Origin of the sequence: Bacillus sp. CH_70 (assembly GCF_038007045.1) — a bacterium.
Taxonomy (GTDB): Bacteria; Bacillota; Bacilli; order Bacillales; family Bacillaceae_G; genus Bacillus_A; species Bacillus_A cereus.
In genome coordinates this window covers 3,242,075-3,265,655 of sequence record NZ_JBBOWL010000001.1, presented here as the reverse complement: position 1 = coordinate 3,265,655, position 23,581 = coordinate 3,242,075, and the positions used below count along the sequence as shown (strand labels likewise).

The window sequence follows — 23,581 nt, the reverse complement described above, 5'->3', positions numbered from 1 at the left end:
TTACATATCATATAAAAAATATAAAAAACACAGTGCAAATTATTAGGAAAAGTGAGCGTTGTCCTCTAATATAGAGATAGCAATTTACATTATTTTTGCGTAAAATGGTTTAAAGAGGTGAATTCCGATGGAAATAGTAAAAGATAGTTCTCTTATTCAAAATGAAATTGAACGTTTTGTAAATAAAGATGTATATATTCATTTAGAAACGACAAACGGAGCGTATGCATCACACATAAATGAAAAGATGATGACAGTTGGTGCTTTCATTCGAAATGCAATTATCCGTTTTGAACGCGGGAAGATAACTGGAACAAATCCATACCGAGTTGGTCTAAAAATGGATCATGGTTGGGTATATGCTGAAGGTATTACGCACTGGGAAGTAGATGGTCAAGAGCGTTTATTACTAGCTGGACATGATAATTTAGGTCGTCTAGCAGTTGCACTTGAGTTAAGCTTAACACCATTTAAGTAAGAAGGAGGGAAACTTATGGAGAGACATGTACTTGTTGTATTTCCGCATCCAGATGATGAAGCATATGCTGCGGGAGGAACAATTCGCTTATTAACAGATCAAGGAGTACCTGTAACATATGCATGTGGTACTCTAGGACAAATGGGACGTAACATGGGTAAGAACGTATTCGCTAACCGTGAAACGATCCCAAATATCCGTGAGAAAGAATTGAAAGATGCTTGTGAAGCGATGGGCATTAAAGATTTAAGAATGCTTGGCTTCCATGATAAAACGTTAGAATTTGAAGATGTTGATTTCGTTGCTGACAAAATTGAAGCAATCATTCAAGAAGTAAATCCATCTCGAATTATTACATTTTATCCAGAGCACGGTGTACATCCAGATCATAATGCATTTGGCCGCGCTGTCGTTCGCGCTGTATCACGTATGCCAAAAGAAGAGCGCCCAGTTATCCATGCTGTTGCGATTACGAAAAATCGTGAGGCAGTATTAGGAGAACCGGATGTTGTAAATAACATTAGTGAAGTATTTGATCATAAATTAACGGCACTAGGTGCGCACCGTTCACAAACAGAAGCAATGCTTGAAGACACGCATGCAAAAATAAAAAACAAAGATGCAGCAACATTAAAATGGCTGCAACTTGAACAGTTTTGGACTTATAAATGGGAGTAGGCTAGAAGGATATCTTCTAGTTGCTCTTACATAGAAAAAGCGCCGTCACTTGTGATGGCGCTTTTTCTTGTTGAAGACTATATATTTTTTAGGGTGCTTCAAAATTTAAAAATTAACGTGCAGTATAGCCTCCATCAACAAGAAGTGTTGTACCGTTAACAAAACTAGCATCATCACTTGCTAAAAATAAGACAGCTTTAGCGACTTCTTCTGGTGTTCCAAGTCTGCCTTGTGGATGAAGTGAAGCTAAATATTCTTTCTGTTGAGGATTAACACTACCTAGTAAAGGGGTGTCAATATAACCAGGGCACACCGCATTAATACGTATTCCATATTTAGCGTAGGCAGTACATAAATTTTGAGTTAATAGTTTCACACCACCTTTTGCAGAGGAGTATGCTGTTGGGGTAGGTAATGAAACAAAACTATGAATCGAACCAGCGTTAACGATGACACCACCTGTACCTTGTTTAAGAAATTGTTCAATCGAATATTTATCAGAAAGGAATACCCCAGACAAATTAATATCAATAGTTCTTTTCCACTTTTCATAGGATAATTCGTTTGCCGGTGCATCATCAGCAACGCCGGCATTGGCATACATAATATCTAAATTACCGTATGTACTTACTGTCTCATGAATTAGCTGTTTAATATCTGCCTCTTTTGTTACATCGGTTTTAATAAATAACGTATTGTATCCATGTGCATTCAATTCATCTGATAGTTCTTTTCCACGTTCAGAAAAGTCAGCAATAACTACTTTTGCACCTTCTTCGATAAAAAGACGAACAGTAGATTCGCCAATTCCACTTGCACCACCAGTTATGATTGCTACTTTGTCTTTTAATTTCATATAAACCTCTCCATTCATCAATGAATTTAAGTCGAATTTTTAAATCTTGTTACTAAACTATTAACCTTAAATAGTAAGTAGATAGAAGAAAAAGCTCGCGTTTACTTAATCGTGAGAGTGCTATTTTTCTTTAGTGTACTTTTTGATACAGTTATGGACGAAAATATTAATTTGGTCAATTTTATCATTAGATTGAATATTTGGTAAAGAGCTCTCGAACAGAGCGAGTACGGATGCTGAAAAATTAAAATAAACATGCAGTATTATTTGTAGGGTAAGGAACAAGGGGGGGAGAGAAGCATAACGAAAACTACTACTCTAGTTAAATAGGAAAAAGCCTTGCAGGGGGGCAAGGCTTTAAACAGGGTATTAAAAATTATTGATTTATTAAGAATAACTTCTTCTTGTGAATAAACTAATTTTAGCATGATAACTCATATGTATGTGTTACGAATTTGTGAATAAAAACTCAATGATAAAAGTATGAGTGAAAGGAAATAATTTATTTGAAATATGTATTATTACAGAAAGTTCAGTTGAAATAGTGAGGAAAATAAAAAAGTGCAATGAGCAAAATAAGTAAGAGACGAATTATACCAAAGATTAGTGGAACGCCTACTATGTAATTTCTTTTTGAATTTAATTCTTTAGAACTGATTTTTAATAATGTACATAAGAAGCGTATATTTTGAATTATTTAATAGGATAATATATATTTATATTGATTTAATGATTTTAGTTTGTTAAAAATGGGGAAATCGATATGAAGGTTAAATTTGCCGTAATAAAAGATGAGAATTTTGATTGTAGTTTATTGGAAACAAAATTATTGAAAACTTTTAAAGAAGTAGATTGTGAAGCAGATATTGTAAAGGTTGAGGATGAAATTTTTGAAAACAATGATATACAAACGTATTTATCAGAAATAACCATTCATGTTACTGGAAAAAATATTGGATATAGATCCGTTTCAGCCAGTATATTTATTGTTCTAGAGAGTTTATCAATACAGCTATTTCATATTCATATTAGTATACTTTAAACAGTTCAAAAAGTGGATTTATATTGCGTTGTAAATATGAAAATGGTGATGAAAACAATAGAAATTATCGTATGTGCTCCCGAATGTAGGATTGCACTTTGTTTGTTGTTAAATAAGCAAGGGGTCCCTTTTTAAATTTTAATCTATCTTAACGCTAATTTATAAATAGAAGAATGGAAACATGTGAGTAATTCAATTAGATTGTACAAATAATTTGGTACGCGGATATACGCAATGTATTCACAGGTAAGAGGGTTGTCTCATAATATATATAGATTTTTCTATTAAGATGAACAGAGGGTGTGAATATATGGAAGATGTTTACGCTAAAATTGACAGTCTCAAGGCGGAGCAAAAAGAAATGATGAGAGACATTCGAAATTTAGAAACGCGTACTACTATTAATGAGAAAGATATAGCAACAATCAATAAGCAATTAGAAAAAATAAGTACAAACACTACTTGGATTTTGCGAATTATTATTAGTGCGATAATAATGTCAGTTTTAGGATTGATATTAAAAGGGATGATTTAAAAGAAAGAGGGGAGCTCCCTCTTTCTTTTATGTAAATGAGAAACTATAAATTTTCCGTTTCCTTTTCGTCTGCATACTTATCCTCTAAGGAAATCAATAGAGGGATTGATATAGTTACAAGAATGATTAAAGTGGTGATAAAAGATTTAGAAAGAGAAAAAGAACCTTCAATTAAAGGTGATAAAAACTTGAATGAAAGTATACTTGTTATGAAGGAAATTACTAAAAAGCTCAAAAGAGATATATTTTTATTCTTTATAGATGTCTCTATAAAGTCTTTAACACAGGTTATTACGACAAATATAGTTAATATGATAAGAGAAACAAAATAATGTGTTAAATTCGTCATACTAATAGTAGGATCGTCTATTATGTAAGCAAGTAACTTAGATACTAATATTCCTCCAAACAATAAAATAATAAAAGCAAGTAATCCTTCCGATATATAAGTGCTTAAATTGTTTTTCTTGTCAAAGAGTTTATAGTTTAGAGTAGATTGGGTTATTTGAATTAGGAATAGGGTAATAATCCATACATAATATACAAATGGTAATTCTCCTGAGAATAGAGAAATTAGAAAGTTGACTACTGTCCTTAAAATTTCAATCATTACGAAAGTCCTCCTACTTGTTCAGCTTTATGACATTAGGAATATATGAGTCTATCATTTTATAATTGGGTTTATATATTCAAACTATTTCTAATTATTCCATAATAAGGTGGTTATATCAAGTAGTTATCTTCTATGGTGTGTATTAGTTGTTCACTAATATAAAAAGAACATTTGAACGTTAATACTAGAAAAATAAAAGTAATATGTAATATAATTGAAAAAGTATATTTAAAAATCGATGTTAATATTACCCTCCTATAAGTATTAACATACGTAATTGAGGTGTTTTCTTTGTTGTTTTATGACCGGATTTCTATAATGGCCCCTCCTGTTCCGTAGCTAAGGAAAGTCTTTTTATTTCTGAGATTTTCAAAGTTATAGGAGGGTATGAAAAATGAAAAAAGTCTCAGTACCATCACTTTTGTTAATGATTATTCTTGTCGCATTTCCGCAAATTAGTGAAACGATTTACACACCGTCTTTACCGGACATTTCAAAGGCGTTACATGTAAGTAATAATGAGGTGCAGTTAACACTTAGTTTGTATTTTGCTGGATTTGCTTTAGGTGTATTTTTTATTGGATGGCTATCAGATATAATTGGCCGTCGCCCAGCAATGTTATTTGGAATTGTAATATATGGCGTTGGGAGTTTCTTATGCTTTATTGCAAATTCCATTGAAGTTTTATTGGTAAGTCGTTTTATTCAAGCGTTTGGAGCAAGTGCAGGATCCGTGGTTACACAAACGATTCTTCGTGAAAGTGTAGAAGGGCATAAGAGGCATGTTATGTTTGCTCAAATCTCGGCAGTCATTGCTTTTACACCAGCGATAGGACCGTTAATTGGTGGCTTTCTTGATCAAATGTTTGGATTTAAAATAGTATTTTTAAGTTTAGTAGTTATGAGTGTCGGGATTTTTCTGTATACATTTGTTTCTCTTCCTGAAACAAAGACGGACTCAGTAACGAATCAAATAAATGTGTTTTCTGTTTTAAAACGGTTGATTACAAATCCGAAAGTAGTAACATACGGTCTATTAATTGGAGGAGCGAATGGTGTTTTATTTAGCTATTATGCAGAAGCGCCGTTTATCTTTATTGATTACTTTCAATTATCGCCTAGTATGTATGGATTTCTAGGAATTGTCGTTGCTTCTGCTTCTATTATTGGAGCGAAAGTTTCAAAACGTTTACTTGCTACTTATAAACCAGAGAAAATTATATATATCGGTTGTCTCGTAATGACAGGAGGAGCTATCCTTTTATCTGTAATTACGTTTGTTGGATCAAATCCAAATGTAATATATATGGTTGTATTTTTAATAGCGATGTTTATATTGCTATTAGGAATTGGAGTAGCATTACCTAACTGCTTAAGTTTAGCGTTAGTAGATTTTCAAGATGTCATTGGTACAGCTGGAGCGTTGTTTAGCTTAGGATACTATGTAATTGTAACGATGACAATTTGGGGAATGAGTCAACTGCATACGGGCTCGTTACTAGTGATGCCACTTTATTTTCTAGTTATTGTAGTTATAATGGCAGTGTTTACTAGGGTGTTTATCTTTGGTAAGCAAACTTTGAAATCGGTTTAAATATGAAATCGTAAAAGAGTCTCATTTTTAAATGAGGCTCTTTTATATTTTGGCTGGGGTAAAGAAGTTAGTAGTTTATTAATATATTAAATTTCTCATTGGTATATAAATCGAATGTGTGGGAAATTACGTTATCAACTATAAAGGTTGAAGTATTTGACATATGAAACTGAGGAAGAAATGCTCTCCTCTGTTATTTATATTGTAATAATATACATGCCGGAATCATATTGAATAGATGTATTTTATTGTTAATTTAGTTAAAAATTAATCAGAATTATGTATAATAATTTATTGAAAAAATAATTGAATTTTTCAGATTAATGAATTAATATAAGGTAAGTAATTTTAATATTTATAGAATATTGGAAGATGAAAGGTTTTGAGAATTTTATTAGGAGCACAAAACGATTTTAGGATAGCTTTAAAGCTAGTGTAAAATGACGTTTGCTTCATCATTTTCAGGGCCGAAAGGAATTAGGGGAAAGCATCTTGTGTTAAAATGCGGCTATGAATCATCTAAGAGGGGGAAGTGAAGTGGCAAACAAAGAATTGAAAAGAGGTTTAGAAGCACGTCATATTCAAATGATTGCTTTAGGCGGAACGATTGGTGTTGGTTTGTTTATGGGGTCAGCCAGCACAATTAAATGGACAGGTCCGTCAGTAATGCTTGCTTATGCAATTGCAGGTATTTTCATATTCTTCATCATGCGTGCCATGGGAGAAATGTTGTATATGGAGCCAAGTACAGGCTCATTTGCGACGTTCGGTCATAAGTATATTCATCCACTAGCTGGTTATATGACAGCGTGGAGTAACTGGTTCCAGTGGGTTATCGTTGGGATGTCAGAAATTATCGCGGTTGGAGCGTATATGCAATATTGGTTCCCGGATTTACCAGCTTGGATACCAGGTATAATCGCAATGGTTATTCTTGGTGCAGCTAACTTAATTTCAGTTAAGTCATTTGGCGAATTTGAATTTTGGTTCGCGATGATTAAAATCGTTACGATTCTATTAATGATTATTGCGGGATTTGGACTTATTTTCTTTGGAATTGGTAACGGCGGAGAAGCGATTGGTATATCAAATCTTTGGTCAAATGGCGGTTTCTTTACAGGTGGTTTTTCAGGATTCTTCTTTGCATTATCACTTGTAGTTGGAGCGTATCAAGGTGTGGAATTAATCGGAATTACTGCTGGAGAAGCGAAAAATCCGAAGAAGACACTTACAAGAGCGATTCAAAGTACAATTTGGCGTATTTTAATATTCTATATTGGTGCTATTTTTGTTATTGTAACTGTATATCCGTGGGATCAATTAAGTACAATTGGTAGCCCGTTCGTAGCAACTTTTGCGAAGGTTGGTATTACGGCAGCAGCTGGACTTATTAACTTTGTTGTTATTACAGCAGCAATGTCTGGTTGTAATAGTGGTATTTATAGTGCTGGTCGTATGCTTTATACGTTAGGTGTAAATGGACAAGCACCGAAATATTTCACGAAACTTTCTGGAAATGGTGTACCTTTATTCGGTACAGTTGGCGTAATTATCGGTCTGGCGGTTGGTGTTGTTTTAAGTTACATCGCACCGAAAAATTTATTCGTATACGTATATAGTGCGAGTGTACTCCCTGGTATGGTACCATGGTTTGTCATTTTAATTAGTCAAATTAATTTTAGAAAAGAAAAGGGAGCAGAGATGAAAGATCATCCGTTCAAAATGCCATTTGCTCCTGTAACAAACTATTTAACGATTGCCTTTTTAATTATGGTATTAATCGGAATGTGGTTTAACGATGATACTCGTATTTCTTTAGTTGTAGGTATTATTTTCTTAGCTATCGTTACAATTAGTTTCTATGCTTTTGGAATAGGAAAGCGAGCTCCGTTAGACGTTCAAAATAATAAAGAGATTTCAAGTAAATAAAGAAAAGGCTGTTCATCTGGAACAGCCTTTTTTTATTGTTGCTATTTGTCGATAAATCGATATACCTTGACGAATCGTTGATATAATTTGATTTGTGATAGATATATTTGAAAAATCGTTGATATATTGTACGTTATGATAGATATATTCGAAAAATCGTTAATATAATTTTACATACTATCTGTCACTATCATGATTAAAATTTCTCTAATACGATTTTTCCAATGGTGTGCCCGCTTTCAAGTAGTGCATGTGCTTTCTTTAAGTTTTCAGCGTTAATCGGTTTTAATGTTTCATTTTTATGTAAGCTGTACTGATAGTCTAGAAGGAGTTTATTTCTAAAAAGAAGAATTTTTTACTGTATTACTTTATCCAAAACTAAATGTAAAGGTGGATACATAATGACAGTAAAGAAGCTTTATTTCATCCCAGCAGGTCGTTGTATGTTAGATCATTCTTCTGTTAATAGTACACTCGCGCCGGGGAATTTATTGAACTTACCTGTATGGTGTTATCTTTTGGAGACAGAAGAGGGGCCTATTTTAGTAGATACAGGTATGCCAGAAAGTGCAGTTAATAATGAAGGGCTTTTTAACGGTACATTTGTTGAAGGACAGATTTTACCGAAAATGACTGAAGAAGATAGAATCGTGAATATATTAAAGCGTGTAGGGTATGAGCCGGACGACCTTTTATATATTATTAGTTCTCACTTACATTTTGATCATGCAGGAGGAAACGGTGCTTTTACAAATACACCGATTATTGTGCAACGAACGGAATATGAGGCAGCACTTCATAGAGAAGAATATATGAAAGAATGTATATTACCGCATTTGAACTATAAAATTATTGAAGGGGATTATGAAGTGGTACCAGGTGTTCAATTATTGTATACGCCAGGTCATTCTCCAGGCCATCAGTCGCTATTAATTGAGACAGAAAAATCCGGTCCTGTATTATTAACGATTGATGCATCTTATACGAAAGAAAATTTTGAAGATGAAGTGCCGTTCGCGGGATTTGATTCGGAATTAGCTTTATCTTCAATTAAACGTTTAAAAGAAGTTGTGATGAAAGAGAAGCCAATTATTTTCTTTGGTCATGATATAGAACAGGAAAAGGGATGTAAAGTGTTCCCTGAATATATATAATGCAAAAAGTCATGAGCTTACGTGCTCATGACTTTTTCGTTTAAATAATTTTTTTGAATAAGTTATAAACCTTTTTTGAGCTATCTTCATTTAATTGATAGTACGTAAGGTTTACATCATCAGGAGTATCTTGCTGAGCAATCATCACTTCGCTGCTGTGATGATCAACTACCCATATGAAATATTTTTTATAAGTTCCATCCTCGAAAGTAATCCACATATCACAATCTATTAAGTCTGATCCTTCTTCATCTAATGTTAATTTACCTTTTTTTGCGGTATTCATACTGTTAATAAACGTTTTTAATTCATCTGTTTTTGTGAGAAAGATATCCTGTTTTGTTTTAATTGATTCTACATGTATATCTTTTATTTCCTGTTTTCCTAAAAAAACAGGGGGCTCATTTGGATCTCGCGAGCTTGAAATAATAGTAGCTTTCTTTTTCGGTTTATTTGCAGTATAGAGATCTTGAATAGATTTTCCCGAGTTTATAAACCATGCAATTCCAGAAAGAATTAATACGCTACCTAGCAATAAAAAAATTTTTTTAATAGGATTTTCTCCTCTCTATTACTTCGTGTGAAGAGCTTTTCTATTAATATATGATAGTTAAGCGTAAAGTATTATAGTTGAACTTGGTTATGCTTCACAGTTTTTATCGGGCGATCTATGAGTAAATTGTAAGTGAGCCCAATTAATACGAAAATGCCACCAATAACTTTACCAATTGAGAGTTCATTTGTCAGGAAGAAATCAATAATAGTCCCCGCAAATAATTGTCCGATAAAGATGAGTAATGTTAAATAAAAGGCTGATATTTTAGGAGTAATATAGTTGGATAATGAAATAACGATAACGCCTACTAATCCGCCTAAGTATACGGCGATAGGAATAGATTGCAACTTATGAATAGGGATATACAATGAATCTGAACTGAAAATTAAAAATAACATAGAGAAAAATAATCCAGTAATATAATTGAAAAACGTGCCTTCCCAGTTTCCAATTTCCTTTGCTAAATTCGCGTTAATAATTCTAGCAACAACGATAGAAACACCAGCTAAAATAGCGATCGTAATATATAACATTTTCTTGCCCCCATTAATAAATTGTCATGATTATAATTCCAGAAGAGATGAAACATAATCCAATTAGTTTTTTCTTTTCAAACTTTGCAACTTTCATTCCTAATAAGCCGAAATGATCAATAATAATGGAAGCAATGGATTGGCCGAGTAAACTTAATGCGATCGTAATAGAGGCACCAAGGATGGAGAAACTTATATTGTTAAAAAGAACAGTGAATACTCCAATCGCTCCAGCGCTATATAAAAAAAGCGGAATACTTTTATCGAAATGAATTTTATGTTTGTTTAAGATTAAAATGAAAATAACTGCAATTAAACCGACAAGGTGAATGACAACGCTTGCTGTGTACTTGCCAATTAACTCAGATAAAATCCCATTCAATGGAAGCATAACGGCGATGAGCACACCAATAAAGACAGAAAGAAAGTTATACAATGTAATATCCCCTTTGTATTTCATATTTGTAATGACTGTATCATGCTGAAATTGTGTATTGTTATGACATATGTCATAGTGGAAGAAGAAAATTTTGATTACAATGGGGATGAGTTGTAAAGGTGGGGAACTATGAAGAAAGTATGTAATTCTATTAAATTAGCAGAGTATATGAAGAAAAATAATATTGATTCATTTTTTAGTCATGATATGAAGCCATATATGGAACTTATATTTTTTAAAAAGAATGAGTTTATTTGTAGAGAAAATGAAGAGATAGATTATTTATATTTCTTTGTTGAAGGAAAAGCGAAAGCGTTTAACACATTAAGTAACGGGAAATCCGTATTACTGTGTTTTTATGATAGTTTGCAGTTACTTGGAGATGTGGAGTTAATTCATTCCCAAAGGATTACTTCAAATGTACAAGTAATGGCAGATTCATATTGTGTTGGTTTACCATTAGGAAAAGTGAGAAATCAGCTATTTCATGATGCGAAATTTTTAAGATGTATTTGTGGATCGTTAGCACATAAGTTAAATCGACTTTCAAAAAATAGTACAATTAATTTATTGTATCCGCTTGAAAATAGACTTGCGAGTTACATGTTAGCAGCAGGGGAACGAGCAGTTCAGCATGAAAATAGAATTGTATTTAGTGGGAATTTAACGGAAATAGCGGAATTGTTAGGAACGAGCTATCGGCATTTGTTGCGAACATTAAATATTTTTTGTGATAAAGAGATAATAAAGAAGAACGATGGATGCTATGAAGTAGTAAACGTGGATGTTTTGAGAGAATTGGCAGCAGATGTTTATAAATAGGAGGAGAGTATAAATGATAACACCTATATTTAGAATTTTTGATATTGAAAAAGAAAAACTATTTTACTTAGGTTTTTTAGGATTTAAACTGGATTGGGAACATCGGTATGAGGAAAATATGCCATTATATTTGCAAATTTCGTTACAGGATGCTGTGATACATTTATCAGAACATCATGGTGATGCCTCACCAGGTGGTGCGATTCGGATCAAAATAGATGATGTAAAGGATTATCATTCTGTATTATTAAGTAAAGAATATGCTTATTCGAAGCCGAATATAGAAAAAACACCTTGGGGTACAATTGAATTAACTGTAATTGATCCGTTTTCAAATAGAATTACACTATACGAGGAAAAATTGTAGAAATGGAATGAAGAGTAGTTCATAGAGCAGTGAACTGCTCTTTTTTATTTTGAGTAGATATTGAATCATATAAAAAGAAAATGTTATGATTATGGAAACGTATGAATATATGAACAAGTATTCATATGTTTAAGAAGAGGAGGGATTAGAATGAAAGATCTAATTATTATTGGGGCTGGTCAAGCTGGATTAACAATGGGATATTACTTGAAGCAAGAAGGGTATAATTTTTTATTACTTGAGGCAGGAAAACGAGTTGGTGATTCATGGAGAAATCGATATGATTCTTTGCAGCTTTTTACCTCAAGGTCTTACAGTAGCTTGCCGGGTATGACGTTAATAGGTGAAAAAAATGAATTTCCATATAAAGATGAAATTGCAACTTATTTAGAAGAATATGCAAGACATTTTCAATTACCGGTACAATTACAAACGGAAGTTTTAAAGATAAAGAAAGAAAAAGAAATATTTGAATTACACACTCCTACAGAAATTTTACAAACGAAAACAGTTATTATCGCATCAGGTGGTTTTCAGCAACCGTTTATTCCCTCAGTTTCAGCAAATCTATCATCACATATTTTTCAAATACATTCATCACAATATAAATCACCATCACAAATTCCTAAGGGAAAAGTACTAGTAGTAGGTGGTGGGAATTCAGGAATGCAAATTGCAGTAGAACTGGCAAAGACTCATGAAGTTACGGTGTCTATTAGTCATCCTTTAACGTTTTTACCGTTACAACTTTTTGGAAAAAGTATTTTTAATCTGCTAGAAAAAGTGGGTTTATTGTACGCTGAAATAAATACAAAGAGGGGAAGATGGTTTCAGAAGAGAAAGGACCCTATTTTCGGTTTTGAAGGTAAGAAACTTATTCGTAATGAAGCAATCAAACTGCAAGAAAAAGTAGTAAGTGCATCAGGAAATAACATTATGTTTCAGAATGGTGATACTTATAGTGCAGAAAGCGTTATATGGTCAACTGGTTTTGTACAAAATTATAATTGGATTGAAATTGAACAGGCAGTGAATGAGAAAGGATTTCCTAATCATATAAAGGGAATCAGTCCAGTAAAAGGATTGTATTATATCGGTTTACCTTGGCAATCTCAAAGGGGTTCCGCACTTATTTGTGGTGTAGGAAAGGATGCAGAGTATGTACTTTCTGAAATCAAAAAAATAGATCAGTAGCAATAACTACTGATCATCCATATGTACATGAATTAGGAGAGGTCAAACATTTATTAACTTTATTATAATAGATTTTCATAGAATTAAAAACTGAAAATTCAAATTTAATGTTGAGAAAGTTTTTTGTATCGAAATATATGAAAAAATAGGGATTTTTATTAAAACAGAAAAAGATATTTCTATTTTAGTAAATTATGATATAGTCTAAATAAGCGTGTTTTTCCATAAATGTAATTATTTTCATTGTAGTTTTGTTTATATGAGGGAAGGAGAAGTAATTATGAAGTTTGATGATCAACGCTTACTAGGAGTCCGATTAGGTTCTGTACTTGTGACAGAGGAAAATCAATATTTAGTAATTAAGAAAAAAGATCATTATGCACTGTTAAATATACATAATTTAGAATGCACTCATGTTGAAGTGCAGTTAGAACATTTGGAAGAAATGTTGCGGGAAGATTTCCAAGAAAGTATAACGGAGATTATCGCACCAGAACATATAAAAATTGTTGCGAAAAATGTTATATAGATAAAGAAGCTGGAAGGAACAGCTTCTTTATTTTCATTATAAGGATAACGTTTTTACAACCTCACCAATGAAGTGTTTTCTTTTTTAGTTAGTTTGAAGTGAACTTTTGAAAAAATTTGTCTCGGTACATGTACATAACCCATGAGATTGTTATTAAAGAAATAATGATTTGTTTGTTTTTAATTGGTGCATTGAAAACAAGCCAACCAACTATATCAAATAATAAATGTAGCACGATTGAAAGAACTACAAATTGAAGTAACGTATTTAAAAATCTTTTCATAAAGTGTCCCCCTAAAATAATAGGTTTTATTAACAGTTTGATATAGTGATGTTATACATTAAATGTGTATTGTGGTAAAATTTACATAAGTTAGTGGAATAAAGCAAATGAAAGTTAGTAAGGGGGAACATTCATGGAATTCTGGATGGTTATACTGATAGTAGCTGTTGGTTTCATTTATATCGCTGAAAAATTAACTACAATTGAAAAGAAAAATGATGCGCGTTTAAAGAGAATTGAAGATAGATTACAATTAATTACGAAAGAAATGGGAATTATAGAAAGAGAACCTGAAATTAATAAAGAACTACGCCAGCTTGTAGAAGAAGGCAAAAAAATTACAGCAGTTAAGAGAGTAAGAGAAGCTTTTGGTTTTTCCTTACTAGAAGCGAAGCAATATGTTGATAAATTATAAAAAAGATCATCCATTTGGGTGATCTTTTTCACTGCACCATGCGTGTATTTACATAAGCCGCGATTGTAAAGTGTCCAATTAGAGTGATAGGAATAACGATTGTGACATTAGGCGTAGTGAAGACACTGCCGATTGTCGCAATGACACCAGCAATTAAATTATAAAGACCTACTATTTTTGATAGTTTCACTTTATCAGGTACGCGGCGTTCGTTGAATCCTGATAAGAGCCAAGTGTACTGCTTTACTCCGATGAAATAAGCTAGTGCAAATGAAATAATTGCTACTATAAATAATGTTGGTGAAGCGAAGAGAGTCATTGCAAACACCTCCGTTAATGGGCTATAAATAAATTATAGTCCGAATGTTATAATTTAACAAAATATAATTTTGGTTTTAAGTGTAATAGAAAAATGGAGTATTGGTAATGAGGGGAGATTAAGTATGAATATTGTGGAGTTTCAGAGGTATGTATCAAATTTCAGTAAAGAAAAAGGATTTCAAGATACAACAATTGAAGAGCGTACGATATATACGATGGCGGAATTAGGTGAATTAGCAGAAGTTATATTAAAGCGTGATAAAATACAAGATTCGAAAAGAGAGATTGGTTTAGAAATGTTTGATGTCATTTGGAATGTATGTGATTTAGCAAATAAGTTAGAAATTGATTTGGAGAAGGCATTTGAAGAAAAAATGAGGATAAATAAAAAACGTGAATGGTAAGTGGAATATTAATGTGTAAAGAAGGGGGATACGAGTGAAAAGGAAGCTTTTTATAGGAGGAATCTTTACCTTAATTAGTGTAATGAGTGTTGTCGCTTACTTAGTTTTTCAGGGTATATTCATTCCGAATCAAATAAGTGCGGATAAGTATGAAATAAAAGGTGTAGATGTTGCGTCGTATCAAGGGGATATAGATTGGAGAGAGTTGGAAAAGCAAAATATGAAGTTTGCGTTTATAAAGGCGACTGAAGGAAGTTCGTTTGTGGATGAGTACTTTTCGAAAAATTGGAGGAATGCGAATAAGACAGATATGCGCATCGGAGCGTATCATTTTTTTAGTTTCGATAGTAAGGGTGAAACACAAGCAGAACAATTTATACGAACTGTTCCAAAATATAAACAAGCACTGCCACCCGTGATTGATGTTAAGTTTTACGCTAACAAAAAAGATAATCCCCCTAAGCGTGAAGATGTTACGAAAGAGTTGTCGGTTATGATTGAAATGCTAGAAAAACATTACGATAAGAAAGTAATATTGTATGCAACGCAAGAGGCGTATGATTTATATATAAAGGATGCGTATCCAAAATGTAATATATGGATTCGTAGTGTTCTTACAAAACCGAGTTTATCTGATGAGAGAAAATGGACGTTTTGGCAATACACGAACCGCGGGAGATTAAGCGGTTATAATGGAAAAGAAAAGCATATTGATTTGAATGTATTTTATGGGAATGAGGAAGAGTTTGAGAGTTATGGAATGAAAGATTAAGTTTTAAAGCGTACAAAATTTTGTACGCTTTTTTGTTAATTACATAAAAGTATGCAAATGAAGATGGAACAAACATTTGAGATAAATTGTCTAATATAGGTAATAACTATTTAGCTTGAAAGAAAGGGTTGATGACATGAAAAAGAATACGTTGTTAAAAGTAGGATTATGTGTAGGTTTACTAGGAACAATTCAATTTGTTAGCACAATTTCTTCTGTACAAGCATCACAAAAGGTAGAGCAAACAGTAATCAAAAATGAGACGGGAACCATTTCAATATCTCAGTTAAACAAGAATGTATGGGTTCATACGGAGTTAGGTTATTTTAATGGAGAAGCAGTTCCTTCGAACGGTCTAGTTCTTAATACTTCTAAAGGGTTAGTACTTGTTGATTCTTCTTGGGATGACAAATTAACGAAGGAACTAATAGAAATGGTAGAAAAGAAATTTCAGAAGCGCGTAACGGATGTCATTATTACACATGCGCACGCTGATCGAATTGGCGGAATAACAGCGTTGAAAGAAAAAGGAGTTAAAGCGCATAGTACAGCATTAACCGCAGAACTAGCAAAGAACAGTGGATATGAAGAGCCGCTTGGAGATTTACAAATAATTACGAGTTTGAAGTTTGGTAATACAAAAGTAGAAACGTTCTATCCAGGGAAAGGACATACAGAAGATAATATTGTTGTTTGGTTGCCACAATATCAAATTTTAGCTGGAGGCTGTTTAGTAAAATCTGCGGAAGCTAAAGATTTAGGAAATGTTGCGGATGCGTATGTAAATGAATGGTCTACATCGATTGAGAATGTGCTGAAGCGATATGGAAATATAAATTCGGTAGTACCTGGTCATGGAGAAGTAGGAGACAAGGGATTACTTTTACATACATTGGATTTATTAAAATAAGAAATTGTAGAAATACAAAAGAAAGGAGAAATAATTTTCTCCTTTCTTTCTTCTAACTATATTTAAATGCTGAATCTGTCGATTACGTCAGCATATATTACTGAGATTTTAATTCCAAGTATACAAATACTAGTACTGTCATAATTGCAATAACAACGTAAGTAGCATCAAGCATTATAAGTGTTTTTAAAGTTTCAGTCATCGTAATTCACCCCTGTTATAAAAATATAACATGATCTTTTTATTGATTAGATTAGAGATCATAAAGATAAAATGTATATGAAATTTCTTAAGTAGCTTCTATATAAATATATCATATAAATAATGTAAGTAATGTTAAGATAGTGTAAATGTATTGTAAATAAAGAGGTTTACAATGAAGGCTTTAATAAAAAAATGATAGTTCCTTAAAATAAAAAATACGCTATTTTCATATGAGATGAATTGCAATTATTTGTATAAGGGATTCAAAAAAATTTTTTTGTTGTATATATTTCTCCAAATTAATTATTTAGCTATTTAAAAGTATCGAAAGATGTGTGCACACTAATGTATATTTTTTGGATGTCAATAAAAGTATTATGTCAACAATATGAACTGTCACAAATCTTTATATATTATTGTGATTGATATCACATCACTTTTTTTCAATGGGTATTATGCTTAAGGTGTAATGAATGATTGGGAGAGGGTGGGATGATATGTTTTGTTATCAATGTGAACAAACGCCAACAGGCGGATGTAAAGTAATGGGTGTTTGTGGCAAGAATGAAACGATTGCGAGTCTACAAGATACGATTGTGTTTGGGCTAAAAGGAATTGCAGCTTATCGCACACATGCTGCTCAGCTAGGGTATACGGATGGATTTGTAGATGCTACAACACAAGAAGCTTTATATATGACATTAACAAATTCTAATTTTAACGAACAAGAGCATATTGATATGGCTATGAAAGTGGGGAAATCAGCTTTACGGGTGATGGAATTATTAGATGAGGCACATACGAATCATTTTGGTGTGCCAGAACCTGTACAAATTACACAAAATCGTGTAGAAGGTAAAGCAATTGTAGTTACGGGCCATAATTTATTTGCATTAGAAGAACTATTAAAGCAAACAGAAGGAAAAGACATTAATATTTATACGCATTCTGAAATGCTACCAGCACACGGATACCCGCAACTGAAAAAATATAAACATTTAAAAGGAAACATCGGTAAGGCATGGTATGATCAAAGACGCCTTTTTGAAAAATTTACTGGTGCCATATTAGCTACAACGAACTGTGTTATGCCAATTAAAGGATCATACTCTGATCGATTCTTTTCATATGACATTGCAGGTTTAGAGGGTGTACAAAAAATTGAAAATGATGATTTTACACCATTGATTCAAAAAGCACTAGAACTTTCAGAAGTACATATGGAGTCGGATGAACAGTTAGTAACAGGGTTTCATCATAATACAGTATTATCATTAGCTCCGGAAATTATTAATGCAGTAAAAGAGGGGAAGATAAAGCGTTTCTTTGTTATTGCCGGTTGTGATGCACCGGGAAAAGGTGGAGAATATTATCGTGAATTAGCAACGTCACTTCCGTCAGAAACAGTTATTTTAACAACTTCTTGCGGGAAATTCCGCTTTAATGATGTGGATTACGGTGTTGTACCTGGTACCGAGATTCCGCGCTACATCGACTTAGGACAATGTAATAATTCCATTTCTACAGTGAAAATAGCAGCTGCATTAGCTGATGCTTTCCAATGTGAAGTGAATGAATTGCCAGTAAGTATTGTGCTATCATGGTTTGAACAAAAAGCGGTTGCCATTTTACTCGGGCTATTTAGTCTTGGAATTCAAGATATTCGCATCGGTCCAAAGGCTCCTGAATTTATTTCACCTGGCGTGCTTGATGTATTACAAGAAACATTTGGTTTAAAACTAATTACAAATGCAGCAGAAGACATGGCTATGATGTTATCGTAACGGAAAAGGTGTTTTCACTTAATTGTGGCTTTATAAATCATTTGTATGTGTGTGAGTAAACGCACATACAAATGATTATTAATAAAGAAAATCGCTATATCTATAAATTTTATAGAGCTTTTAAAGTATAACACCACATGCTCATCACCTTAAGATTTTAAGTATCCCCAAAACGAAATTTCTACATGAATATCTATAAATTTACCTCTTTTTCATTTGATTTGAAAATAAGCTTTCTATTTTTAAAAACCAACGATACCACCTCAAATTATAGGAATAAAATCCATTCATTTATTAGGAAAATGGATTGAAAATAATAAGGTAGACTAAAAAGTAAAATATTATTTATGATAATCATTCTTTTATAAAATTTAAATTGGAAATAGCCCTACTCATTTTGATTGCGCATTTTCAAAATGGAGGGGCTTTTTTTACTGTAAAATCAATAACTGCATCTTATTTTTGTTGAAAAAATTCTCATTCTTATTTTGAAAGTGATATGGGTACATTTACATGCACATCAATCTTTTATTATGAAGTGGCCCTTGAATATATTGTTTTTTATTGACAGACATAAAAATGATTTATTTGCTATATTGATAATTTGTAGACGTTATAATAAAATGTTTATGTATATGTAAACTTAATTTATTTTTGTTTGGTTTTATTGTAAGGTTAGGCAGTGTTGATAACAATAAAATAATGAATATATCACCTGTAAAAAGAATGAAACCAATACGGAGAAGATGATTTCGTTAAAAATTCGAAAAATAAGCGTTATTAGCTCTTGAAGAAAAATTACAAGCATATGGAAAATAGGGTTATACAAAAAGTCCTAAAGGGGGACGGAATTATGGAGAAAAGAAAGTATTCAGTAACACCACAAGATCGAATGAATTATGTATTAGGTCATTATTCTGCAGATCAACAAATTAATGCAGTTCTTTATTTTCCTGTAGGTATATCAAAGGAAATACTTGAAGAATCAGTAAGGATAACGTTGCAATTGCAACCAGTTTTGAACAGCCGGTTTGTAGAAAATGATATTCCTTACTGGGAGGAACATTCATCTGACACTAACTCATCTATTTGCTTTTTTGCAGAAGGAAATAATCAAGAACTTGAAATAATGGCAATAGATTTTATTAAGGAACCTGGTGATCGTATTCAGGGGCCTATGGTTCAAACGAAATTATTACGGGGCACTACAATAGATATGTTAGTTGTGAAATTGTCTCATCTATGTTCAGATGGTGCAGGAGTCAAGGAATATATAAAATTGCTTGGAACAATATATACTCACCTTTCATTGGGACGGTCTAAGAAGCAAATTATAAAGGAATTTGATGAGGGAAATGAGAGTTGTCGAGATCAATCACATGTATTCAAATACGCTGGAATATCGGACATAAAAAGTGCGTATCGTCCTAACCAAGAACAACAGGCATCGTTATGGTCTTTTCCATCTCAACCTAACAAAAATAAATTTCCCCAAATGTCCGTACGGCGATTGAGCCATAAGCAAACTCTACGTTTAACCCAATGGACAAAAGCACAACAGGTTACCTTGAATGATGTAATCATGACTGCTTACTTCCGAGTTTTATCACATTTCACTGTGTATGCAGAACCTCGCACTGCAGAAAAAATGATTGGTTTGACAATTGATTTACGTCGATATCTGCCTAATAATACAACTGGTGCTATTTGCAACTTATCCGGTATGGAAATGCCAGTGATTAAAATGGAAGACGATGAAACATTTAAGCAGACTCTTGTTCGAGTTAAACAATCAATGGATAAAATAAAGTCTCAAAATCCAGGTCTTTCTTCAGCAGCAGGAATGGAGTTACTGGCAGAAATGAAGCTATCTACAGTGAAGGAAATGTATAATCAGCAATATGAACAGGCTGTACAGATGGGGATGGGGTTGCCATTACTGACAAATTTGGGAGTGATTGCTGAGGAACCTATTCAGTTTGGTCAAATTCAAGCTGAGGACGGGTATATGGCATCACCTATTATGTATGCACCATTCTTTTCAATGGGAGCAAGCTCTTATAATGGAAGGCTTACATTTACGATCGGTTATCATGCGCCGGATACATCAAAAGAAAAGGTAGAAAAATTTTTAGATAGTGTTGCTAATCAACTATCAGAAATAAAATAAAAGAGAATATAGAGAACAGATTTCTAACAGAATTGTATTTTAGGGGCTCGTATCATGTACGGATAATCTCTGGAAATTTTCTCTGACCGCACTTGCCTTTATGCTTTATATACAATGGGAATGGTAGTGAGAAACAATTTGTATCGTGAAAAAACAAGATATATCGGTATAAAAACAATAAAACAGAGCTGATTTAAATTACACTTTGAATCAGTTCTGTTTTGCTAGTGTGATGGTCCTTACAACAAAAAAAGTAGGCTGTATCCGGTTAGGGTAAAGCGGATTTTTAATTTTTTTGAAAATAAAGTTGACATCCATAACTACTTAGTCATACAATGTAGATGTAATAAGTGATACTGAATAGTTCGGATTCACAAAAACTGTTCAGTAAAAAATTCGCCTTAGTACTCTGTGATACTGAATATAAGTCAGACAGAATAGGGGGTAAAGGAGGATCAGGACATGGAAAATTTAACTGAAATGCTGAAAGGTTCACTGGAAGGGTGTGTACTGGAAATCATTAGTCGCCGTGAAACGTATGGCTATGAGATTACCCGCCACCTGAATGATCTTGGGTTTACCGAAGTTGTGGAAGGTACGGTGTATACCATCCTCGTACGATTAGAGAAGAAAAAGCTTGTGAATATTGAAAAGAAACCATCAGATATGGGACCGCCTCGTAAGTTTTATTCATTAAATGAAGAAGGCCGCCAGGAGCTTGAATTGTTTTGGAAAAAATGGGATTTTGTATCGTCAAAAATTAACGTCTTGAAGTCAAAATAGGTTCATAAGATAAAATGTTCCGGCCGATATTTTGAGAATTTCTTGTTCGGTTTTATAAAAAAGGAGGAAAATAAGATGTTAGAAATGTTCAAAAAGTTAATTGGTGATAAAAAAGAGTACAAAATGATGATGGCACGAGTTGAGGCTCTGCCAGAGGACTACCAATTTGTATTTAAGAAAATTCAAAACTACATGTGGAATTTTTCAGCGGGTAACGGGATGGATATGTTACACATACAGTATGAATTAATCGATTTGTTCGAAGCGGGTGCAGCGGAAGGAAGACAAGTGCTTGACATTACTGGGGATGACGTGGCTTCCTTTGCTGACGAACTAGTGGCAAATGCTAAAACTTACGTCTCCAAGTATCGTGAAGATTTGAATGAAAGTATTATGAAGAAATTGAGAAAAAAATAAATGGAATAAGTAGTACCGACTGATTAGCTGGTTACACATATGAATTGCCATCATAGCTATTCAGTTATATTTTTAACTCGGTACTAAGTAATACAGAATATCAGTGATACTAAATAGATAGAGGTAAATAAATAGTCTTCGCAAAACATTTTTATAGGGAGGAAAAAAGTATGAGTCATGCAGCGATTTCTGTAAAAGGCTTGAAAAAATCCTTTAAAGACAAGGAAGTTTTAAAAGGGGTAGATTTTGAGGTGCAGCGTGGAGAAATTTTCGCGCTGCTAGGCTCAAATGGAGCTGGAAAGACGACAACGGTTAACATCCTTTCGACGCTAATGAAGCAAGATAGCGGTGAAGTAAGTATTTGCGGATTTGATGTACAGCGTCAACCAGACCATGTTCGTCAAAGTATCAGTTTGACAGGGCAGTTCGCAGCTTTAGACGGTATGCTGACAGGGAGGGAAAACTTGATAATGATCGCCAAATTACGTGGTGTTTCCAATCCCGCTCAAGTTGCTGACAATCTACTTGCAAGATTTAGCCTGACTGATGCGGCAAACCAAAGGGCAGATCAGTATTCAGGCGGGATGAAGCGCCGGCTTGATATCGCGATGAGTTTGATTGGGGCGCCAGCAGTTATTTTTCTTGACGAACCAACGACTGGACTTGATCCTGAAGCGCGAATCGAAGTGTGGGATACAGTCAAGGAACTTGCTGGTAGCGGTACAACTATTTTGCTTACGACTCAGTACTTGGAGGAAGCAGAACAACTGGCAGACCGTATCGCTATTTTGCATGGCGGAAAAATTATTACGACAGGTACTCTTGCTGAACTAAAAGAGATGTTCCCGCCAGCAAAAGTGGAGTATATCGAGAAGCAACCGACATTGGAAGAAATATTCCTTGCGATCATTGGCAAAAAGGAGGAGATGTAAATGAAAAGTAAAACAGGTGTATTACTAGGTCGTTTAATGCGTAACATTATGCGCAGTCCGGATACAATTATTACAGTAGCGATTACACCGATTATGATGATGCTATTATTTGTCTACGTGTTTGGCGGCGCAATAAAAACTGGAACGGAAAACTACGTTAATTATTTATTGCCGGGAATTTTGCTAATGGCTATCGCATCCGGTGTAGCTTACACTTCCGTGCGACTCTTTACGGATGTAAAGAGTGGGCTGATGGCACGTTTCATTACGATGCCTATTAAGCGCTCATCGATATTGTGGGCTCACGTTCTAACCTCTCTTGTTGCTAATGTACTTACTATCGTGGTGGTTATTCTTGTTGCACTCTTAATGGGTTTCCGTTCCAGTGCTAATATTCTAGATTGGCTCGCGGTAGCTGGGATACTTGGGATGTTTACGCTGGCGCTAACATGGCTAGCTATCATTCCAGGATTGAAAGCGAGGTCTATGGAAGGGGCGACTGCTTACTCGTACCCGCTAGTTTTTCTTCCATTTATTAGTTCGGCCTTTGTGCCTACCGAAACGATGCCAAAAATTGTTCGTGCGTTTGCAGAGAATCAGCCTGTAACTTCAATCGTGAATGCGATTCGTGCTCTTTTATATGAAGGAACTGTTGGAAACGATATTTGGATTGCGCTCGCTTGGTGCGTAGGTATAATGGTCATCTCTTACTTTTTCGCCAGTAAAGCATTTAAACGTCAGTTAGGGTAAGAAACGTGATAAACGAAACCTTCAGGAATAATATATATTTAGAAAAGCACGGGAGATTTTCCGTGCTTTTATTATTTATCATGCTCTCATTGTAGTAAATGAAATGGTATTTAAAAA

General features: G+C 33.6%; 28 protein-coding genes. 21 read left to right on the top strand and 7 right to left on the bottom strand.

Going from position 1 to position 23,581, the window contains the following annotated elements; genetic code table 11:
• The first annotated feature begins 127 nt into the window (after positions 1–127).
• Complete coding sequence (locus N2V79_RS16580) at positions 128–478, top strand: YojF family protein (RefSeq protein ID WP_000407046.1); 351 nt, start codon at positions 128–130, stop codon at positions 476–478.
• 15 nt (positions 479–493) lie between these two features.
• The gene (bshB2, locus tag N2V79_RS16575) at positions 494–1,156 is read left to right on the top strand and encodes a bacillithiol biosynthesis deacetylase BshB2 (RefSeq protein ID WP_000439487.1); all 663 of its coding nucleotides are present in this window, start codon (positions 494–496) and stop codon (positions 1,154–1,156) included.
• A 112-nt stretch (positions 1,157–1,268) separates the two neighbouring features.
• Here the strand turns inward: bshB2 and N2V79_RS16570 are convergent, their stop codons facing one another.
• Positions 1,269–2,012 (bottom strand): SDR family NAD(P)-dependent oxidoreductase, encoded by a 744-nt coding sequence (locus N2V79_RS16570; protein ID WP_098680002.1) that lies wholly within the window; start codon positions 2,010–2,012, stop codon positions 1,269–1,271.
• A 763-nt stretch (positions 2,013–2,775) separates the two neighbouring features.
• On the opposite strand from N2V79_RS16570, the gene N2V79_RS16565 reads away from it, so the two are divergent.
• Together N2V79_RS16565 and N2V79_RS16560 are read left to right on the top strand one after the other, a co-directional pair.
• Positions 2,776–3,054 (top strand): hypothetical protein, encoded by a 279-nt coding sequence (locus N2V79_RS16565; protein WP_088024301.1) that lies wholly within the window; start codon positions 2,776–2,778, stop codon positions 3,052–3,054.
• A gap of 310 nt (positions 3,055–3,364) precedes the next feature.
• Positions 3,365–3,589, top strand: a complete 225-nt coding sequence (locus N2V79_RS16560) for a hemolysin XhlA family protein (RefSeq protein WP_000390469.1) — start codon at positions 3,365–3,367, stop codon at positions 3,587–3,589.
• Positions 3,590–3,632: 43 nt separating this feature from the next.
• Here the strand turns inward: N2V79_RS16560 and N2V79_RS16555 are convergent, their stop codons facing one another.
• Positions 3,633–4,199, bottom strand: coding sequence for a DUF5823 family protein (locus N2V79_RS16555; RefSeq protein ID WP_000570038.1), 567 nt, complete (start codon positions 4,197–4,199; stop codon positions 3,633–3,635).
• 397 nt (positions 4,200–4,596) lie between these two features.
• Here N2V79_RS16555 and N2V79_RS16550 point away from each other — a divergent pair, with 397 nt between their 5' ends.
• The 3 genes from N2V79_RS16550 (at position 4,597) to aiiA (ending at position 8,879) form a co-directional block, all read left to right on the top strand.
• On the top strand, positions 4,597–5,796 hold the full coding sequence (locus tag N2V79_RS16550; protein ID WP_000757966.1) for a multidrug effflux MFS transporter: 1,200 nt from the start codon (positions 4,597–4,599) through the stop codon (positions 5,794–5,796).
• 537 nt (positions 5,797–6,333) lie between these two features.
• Positions 6,334–7,725, top strand: coding sequence for an amino acid permease (locus N2V79_RS16545; protein WP_001284410.1), 1,392 nt, complete (start codon positions 6,334–6,336; stop codon positions 7,723–7,725).
• A 401-nt stretch (positions 7,726–8,126) separates the two neighbouring features.
• The gene (gene aiiA / locus N2V79_RS16540) at positions 8,127–8,879 is read left to right on the top strand and encodes a quorum-quenching N-acyl homoserine lactonase AiiA (protein ID WP_000216591.1); all 753 of its coding nucleotides are present in this window, start codon (positions 8,127–8,129) and stop codon (positions 8,877–8,879) included.
• Between the two features lie 40 nt (positions 8,880–8,919).
• Here aiiA and N2V79_RS16535 read toward each other — a convergent pair whose 3' ends face one another.
• The 3 genes from N2V79_RS16535 to N2V79_RS16525 form a co-directional block, all read right to left on the bottom strand.
• Positions 8,920–9,414, bottom strand: coding sequence for a hypothetical protein (locus N2V79_RS16535; protein WP_053563902.1), 495 nt, complete (start codon positions 9,412–9,414; stop codon positions 8,920–8,922).
• Positions 9,415–9,503: 89 nt separating this feature from the next.
• Complete coding sequence (locus N2V79_RS16530; RefSeq protein WP_000965811.1) at positions 9,504–9,968, bottom strand: DMT family transporter; 465 nt, start codon at positions 9,966–9,968, stop codon at positions 9,504–9,506.
• A 13-nt stretch (positions 9,969–9,981) separates the two neighbouring features.
• Positions 9,982–10,428, bottom strand: a complete 447-nt coding sequence (locus tag N2V79_RS16525; RefSeq protein WP_069356001.1) for a DMT family transporter — start codon at positions 10,426–10,428, stop codon at positions 9,982–9,984.
• Between the two features lie 108 nt (positions 10,429–10,536).
• Between N2V79_RS16525 and yeiL the strand changes: the two genes are divergently transcribed.
• The 4 genes from yeiL (at position 10,537) to N2V79_RS16505 (ending at position 13,319) form a co-directional block, all read left to right on the top strand.
• Positions 10,537–11,229: a transcriptional regulator YeiL gene (gene yeiL, locus N2V79_RS16520; protein ID WP_000754830.1), complete on the top strand. Its 693-nt coding sequence runs from the start codon at positions 10,537–10,539 to the stop codon at positions 11,227–11,229.
• Positions 11,230–11,242: 13 nt separating this feature from the next.
• Complete coding sequence (locus tag N2V79_RS16515; RefSeq protein ID WP_340720085.1) at positions 11,243–11,596, top strand: glyoxalase superfamily protein; 354 nt, start codon at positions 11,243–11,245, stop codon at positions 11,594–11,596.
• A 150-nt stretch (positions 11,597–11,746) separates the two neighbouring features.
• Positions 11,747–12,790 (top strand): flavin-containing monooxygenase, encoded by a 1,044-nt coding sequence (locus N2V79_RS16510; protein WP_069356000.1) that lies wholly within the window; start codon positions 11,747–11,749, stop codon positions 12,788–12,790.
• Positions 12,791–13,070: 280 nt separating this feature from the next.
• A complete protein-coding gene (locus N2V79_RS16505) occupies positions 13,071–13,319 on the top strand; it encodes a hypothetical protein (RefSeq protein WP_000666948.1) in 249 nt (82 codons plus the stop codon).
• Positions 13,320–13,407: 88 nt separating this feature from the next.
• Here the strand turns inward: N2V79_RS16505 and N2V79_RS16500 are convergent, their stop codons facing one another.
• Positions 13,408–13,602, bottom strand: a complete 195-nt coding sequence (locus tag N2V79_RS16500; protein ID WP_000819660.1) for a hypothetical protein — start codon at positions 13,600–13,602, stop codon at positions 13,408–13,410.
• 133 nt (positions 13,603–13,735) lie between these two features.
• Here N2V79_RS16500 and N2V79_RS16495 point away from each other — a divergent pair, with 133 nt between their 5' ends.
• Positions 13,736–14,017, top strand: coding sequence for a hypothetical protein (locus N2V79_RS16495; RefSeq protein WP_000397724.1), 282 nt, complete (start codon positions 13,736–13,738; stop codon positions 14,015–14,017).
• A gap of 28 nt (positions 14,018–14,045) precedes the next feature.
• Here the strand turns inward: N2V79_RS16495 and N2V79_RS16490 are convergent, their stop codons facing one another.
• A complete protein-coding gene (locus N2V79_RS16490; RefSeq protein WP_340720084.1) occupies positions 14,046–14,336 on the bottom strand; it encodes a DUF3784 domain-containing protein in 291 nt (96 codons plus the stop codon).
• A 124-nt stretch (positions 14,337–14,460) separates the two neighbouring features.
• Between N2V79_RS16490 and N2V79_RS16485 the strand changes: the two genes are divergently transcribed.
• From N2V79_RS16485 to N2V79_RS16445, 9 genes are all read left to right on the top strand, one after another.
• A complete protein-coding gene (locus tag N2V79_RS16485) occupies positions 14,461–14,742 on the top strand; it encodes a MazG nucleotide pyrophosphohydrolase domain-containing protein (RefSeq protein ID WP_001028130.1) in 282 nt (93 codons plus the stop codon).
• Positions 14,743–14,776: 34 nt separating this feature from the next.
• Positions 14,777–15,514 (top strand): glycoside hydrolase family 25 protein, encoded by a 738-nt coding sequence (locus N2V79_RS16480; RefSeq protein WP_340720083.1) that lies wholly within the window; start codon positions 14,777–14,779, stop codon positions 15,512–15,514.
• 136 nt (positions 15,515–15,650) lie between these two features.
• Positions 15,651–16,424: a BcII family subclass B1 metallo-beta-lactamase gene (gene bla2 / locus N2V79_RS16475; RefSeq protein WP_182813191.1), complete on the top strand. Its 774-nt coding sequence runs from the start codon at positions 15,651–15,653 to the stop codon at positions 16,422–16,424.
• A 701-nt stretch (positions 16,425–17,125) separates the two neighbouring features.
• The gene (gene hcp / locus N2V79_RS16470) at positions 17,126–18,412 is read left to right on the top strand and encodes a hydroxylamine reductase (RefSeq protein ID WP_002204729.1); all 1,287 of its coding nucleotides are present in this window, start codon (positions 17,126–17,128) and stop codon (positions 18,410–18,412) included.
• Positions 18,413–19,265: 853 nt separating this feature from the next.
• On the top strand, positions 19,266–20,582 hold the full coding sequence (locus N2V79_RS16465) for a condensation domain-containing protein (protein ID WP_340720082.1): 1,317 nt from the start codon (positions 19,266–19,268) through the stop codon (positions 20,580–20,582).
• Between the two features lie 462 nt (positions 20,583–21,044).
• Entirely contained in the window at positions 21,045–21,365 is a 321-nt protein-coding gene (locus N2V79_RS16460) for a PadR family transcriptional regulator (protein WP_000429488.1), read from the top strand.
• Positions 21,366–21,440: 75 nt separating this feature from the next.
• Positions 21,441–21,782: a DUF1048 domain-containing protein gene (locus N2V79_RS16455; protein WP_000891986.1), complete on the top strand. Its 342-nt coding sequence runs from the start codon at positions 21,441–21,443 to the stop codon at positions 21,780–21,782.
• A 170-nt stretch (positions 21,783–21,952) separates the two neighbouring features.
• Positions 21,953–22,714, top strand: coding sequence for an ABC transporter ATP-binding protein (locus N2V79_RS16450; RefSeq protein WP_000017471.1), 762 nt, complete (start codon positions 21,953–21,955; stop codon positions 22,712–22,714).
• Positions 22,715–23,464, top strand: coding sequence for an ABC transporter permease (locus N2V79_RS16445; protein ID WP_000837816.1), 750 nt, complete (start codon positions 22,715–22,717; stop codon positions 23,462–23,464).
• Positions 23,465–23,581 lie beyond the last annotated feature (117 nt).

Bases quoted from the DNA above. Each gene is read 5' to 3' on its own strand.
- N2V79_RS16580 (WP_000407046.1), top strand. From the start codon at position 128: ATGGAAATAGTAAAAGATAGTTCTCTTATTCAAAATGAAATTGAACGT.
- bshB2 (WP_000439487.1), top strand. From the start codon at position 494: ATGGAGAGACATGTACTTGTTGTATTTCCGCATCCAGATGATGAAGCA.
- N2V79_RS16570 (WP_098680002.1), bottom strand. From the start codon at position 2,012: ATGAAATTAAAAGACAAAGTAGCAATCATAACTGGTGGTGCAAGTGGA.
- N2V79_RS16565 (WP_088024301.1), top strand. From the start codon at position 2,776: ATGAAGGTTAAATTTGCCGTAATAAAAGATGAGAATTTTGATTGTAGT.
- N2V79_RS16560 (WP_000390469.1), top strand. From the start codon at position 3,365: ATGGAAGATGTTTACGCTAAAATTGACAGTCTCAAGGCGGAGCAAAAA.
- N2V79_RS16555 (WP_000570038.1), bottom strand. From the start codon at position 4,199: ATGATTGAAATTTTAAGGACAGTAGTCAACTTTCTAATTTCTCTATTC.
- N2V79_RS16550 (WP_000757966.1), top strand. From the start codon at position 4,597: ATGAAAAAAGTCTCAGTACCATCACTTTTGTTAATGATTATTCTTGTC.
- aiiA (WP_000216591.1), top strand. From the start codon at position 8,127: ATGACAGTAAAGAAGCTTTATTTCATCCCAGCAGGTCGTTGTATGTTA.
- N2V79_RS16530 (WP_000965811.1), bottom strand. From the start codon at position 9,968: ATGTTATATATTACGATCGCTATTTTAGCTGGTGTTTCTATCGTTGTT.
- N2V79_RS16525 (WP_069356001.1), bottom strand. From the start codon at position 10,428: ATGAAATACAAAGGGGATATTACATTGTATAACTTTCTTTCTGTCTTT.
- yeiL (WP_000754830.1), top strand. From the start codon at position 10,537: ATGAAGAAAGTATGTAATTCTATTAAATTAGCAGAGTATATGAAGAAA.
- N2V79_RS16515 (WP_340720085.1), top strand. From the start codon at position 11,243: ATGATAACACCTATATTTAGAATTTTTGATATTGAAAAAGAAAAACTA.
- N2V79_RS16510 (WP_069356000.1), top strand. From the start codon at position 11,747: ATGAAAGATCTAATTATTATTGGGGCTGGTCAAGCTGGATTAACAATG.
- N2V79_RS16505 (WP_000666948.1), top strand. From the start codon at position 13,071: ATGAAGTTTGATGATCAACGCTTACTAGGAGTCCGATTAGGTTCTGTA.
- N2V79_RS16500 (WP_000819660.1), bottom strand. From the start codon at position 13,602: ATGAAAAGATTTTTAAATACGTTACTTCAATTTGTAGTTCTTTCAATC.
- N2V79_RS16495 (WP_000397724.1), top strand. From the start codon at position 13,736: ATGGAATTCTGGATGGTTATACTGATAGTAGCTGTTGGTTTCATTTAT.
- N2V79_RS16490 (WP_340720084.1), bottom strand. From the start codon at position 14,336: ATGACTCTCTTCGCTTCACCAACATTATTTATAGTAGCAATTATTTCA.
- N2V79_RS16485 (WP_001028130.1), top strand. From the start codon at position 14,461: ATGAATATTGTGGAGTTTCAGAGGTATGTATCAAATTTCAGTAAAGAA.
- bla2 (WP_182813191.1), top strand. From the start codon at position 15,651: ATGAAAAAGAATACGTTGTTAAAAGTAGGATTATGTGTAGGTTTACTA.
- hcp (WP_002204729.1), top strand. From the start codon at position 17,126: ATGTTTTGTTATCAATGTGAACAAACGCCAACAGGCGGATGTAAAGTA.
- N2V79_RS16465 (WP_340720082.1), top strand. From the start codon at position 19,266: ATGGAGAAAAGAAAGTATTCAGTAACACCACAAGATCGAATGAATTAT.
- N2V79_RS16460 (WP_000429488.1), top strand. From the start codon at position 21,045: ATGGAAAATTTAACTGAAATGCTGAAAGGTTCACTGGAAGGGTGTGTA.
- N2V79_RS16455 (WP_000891986.1), top strand. From the start codon at position 21,441: ATGTTAGAAATGTTCAAAAAGTTAATTGGTGATAAAAAAGAGTACAAA.
- N2V79_RS16450 (WP_000017471.1), top strand. From the start codon at position 21,953: ATGAGTCATGCAGCGATTTCTGTAAAAGGCTTGAAAAAATCCTTTAAA.
- N2V79_RS16445 (WP_000837816.1), top strand. From the start codon at position 22,715: ATGAAAAGTAAAACAGGTGTATTACTAGGTCGTTTAATGCGTAACATT.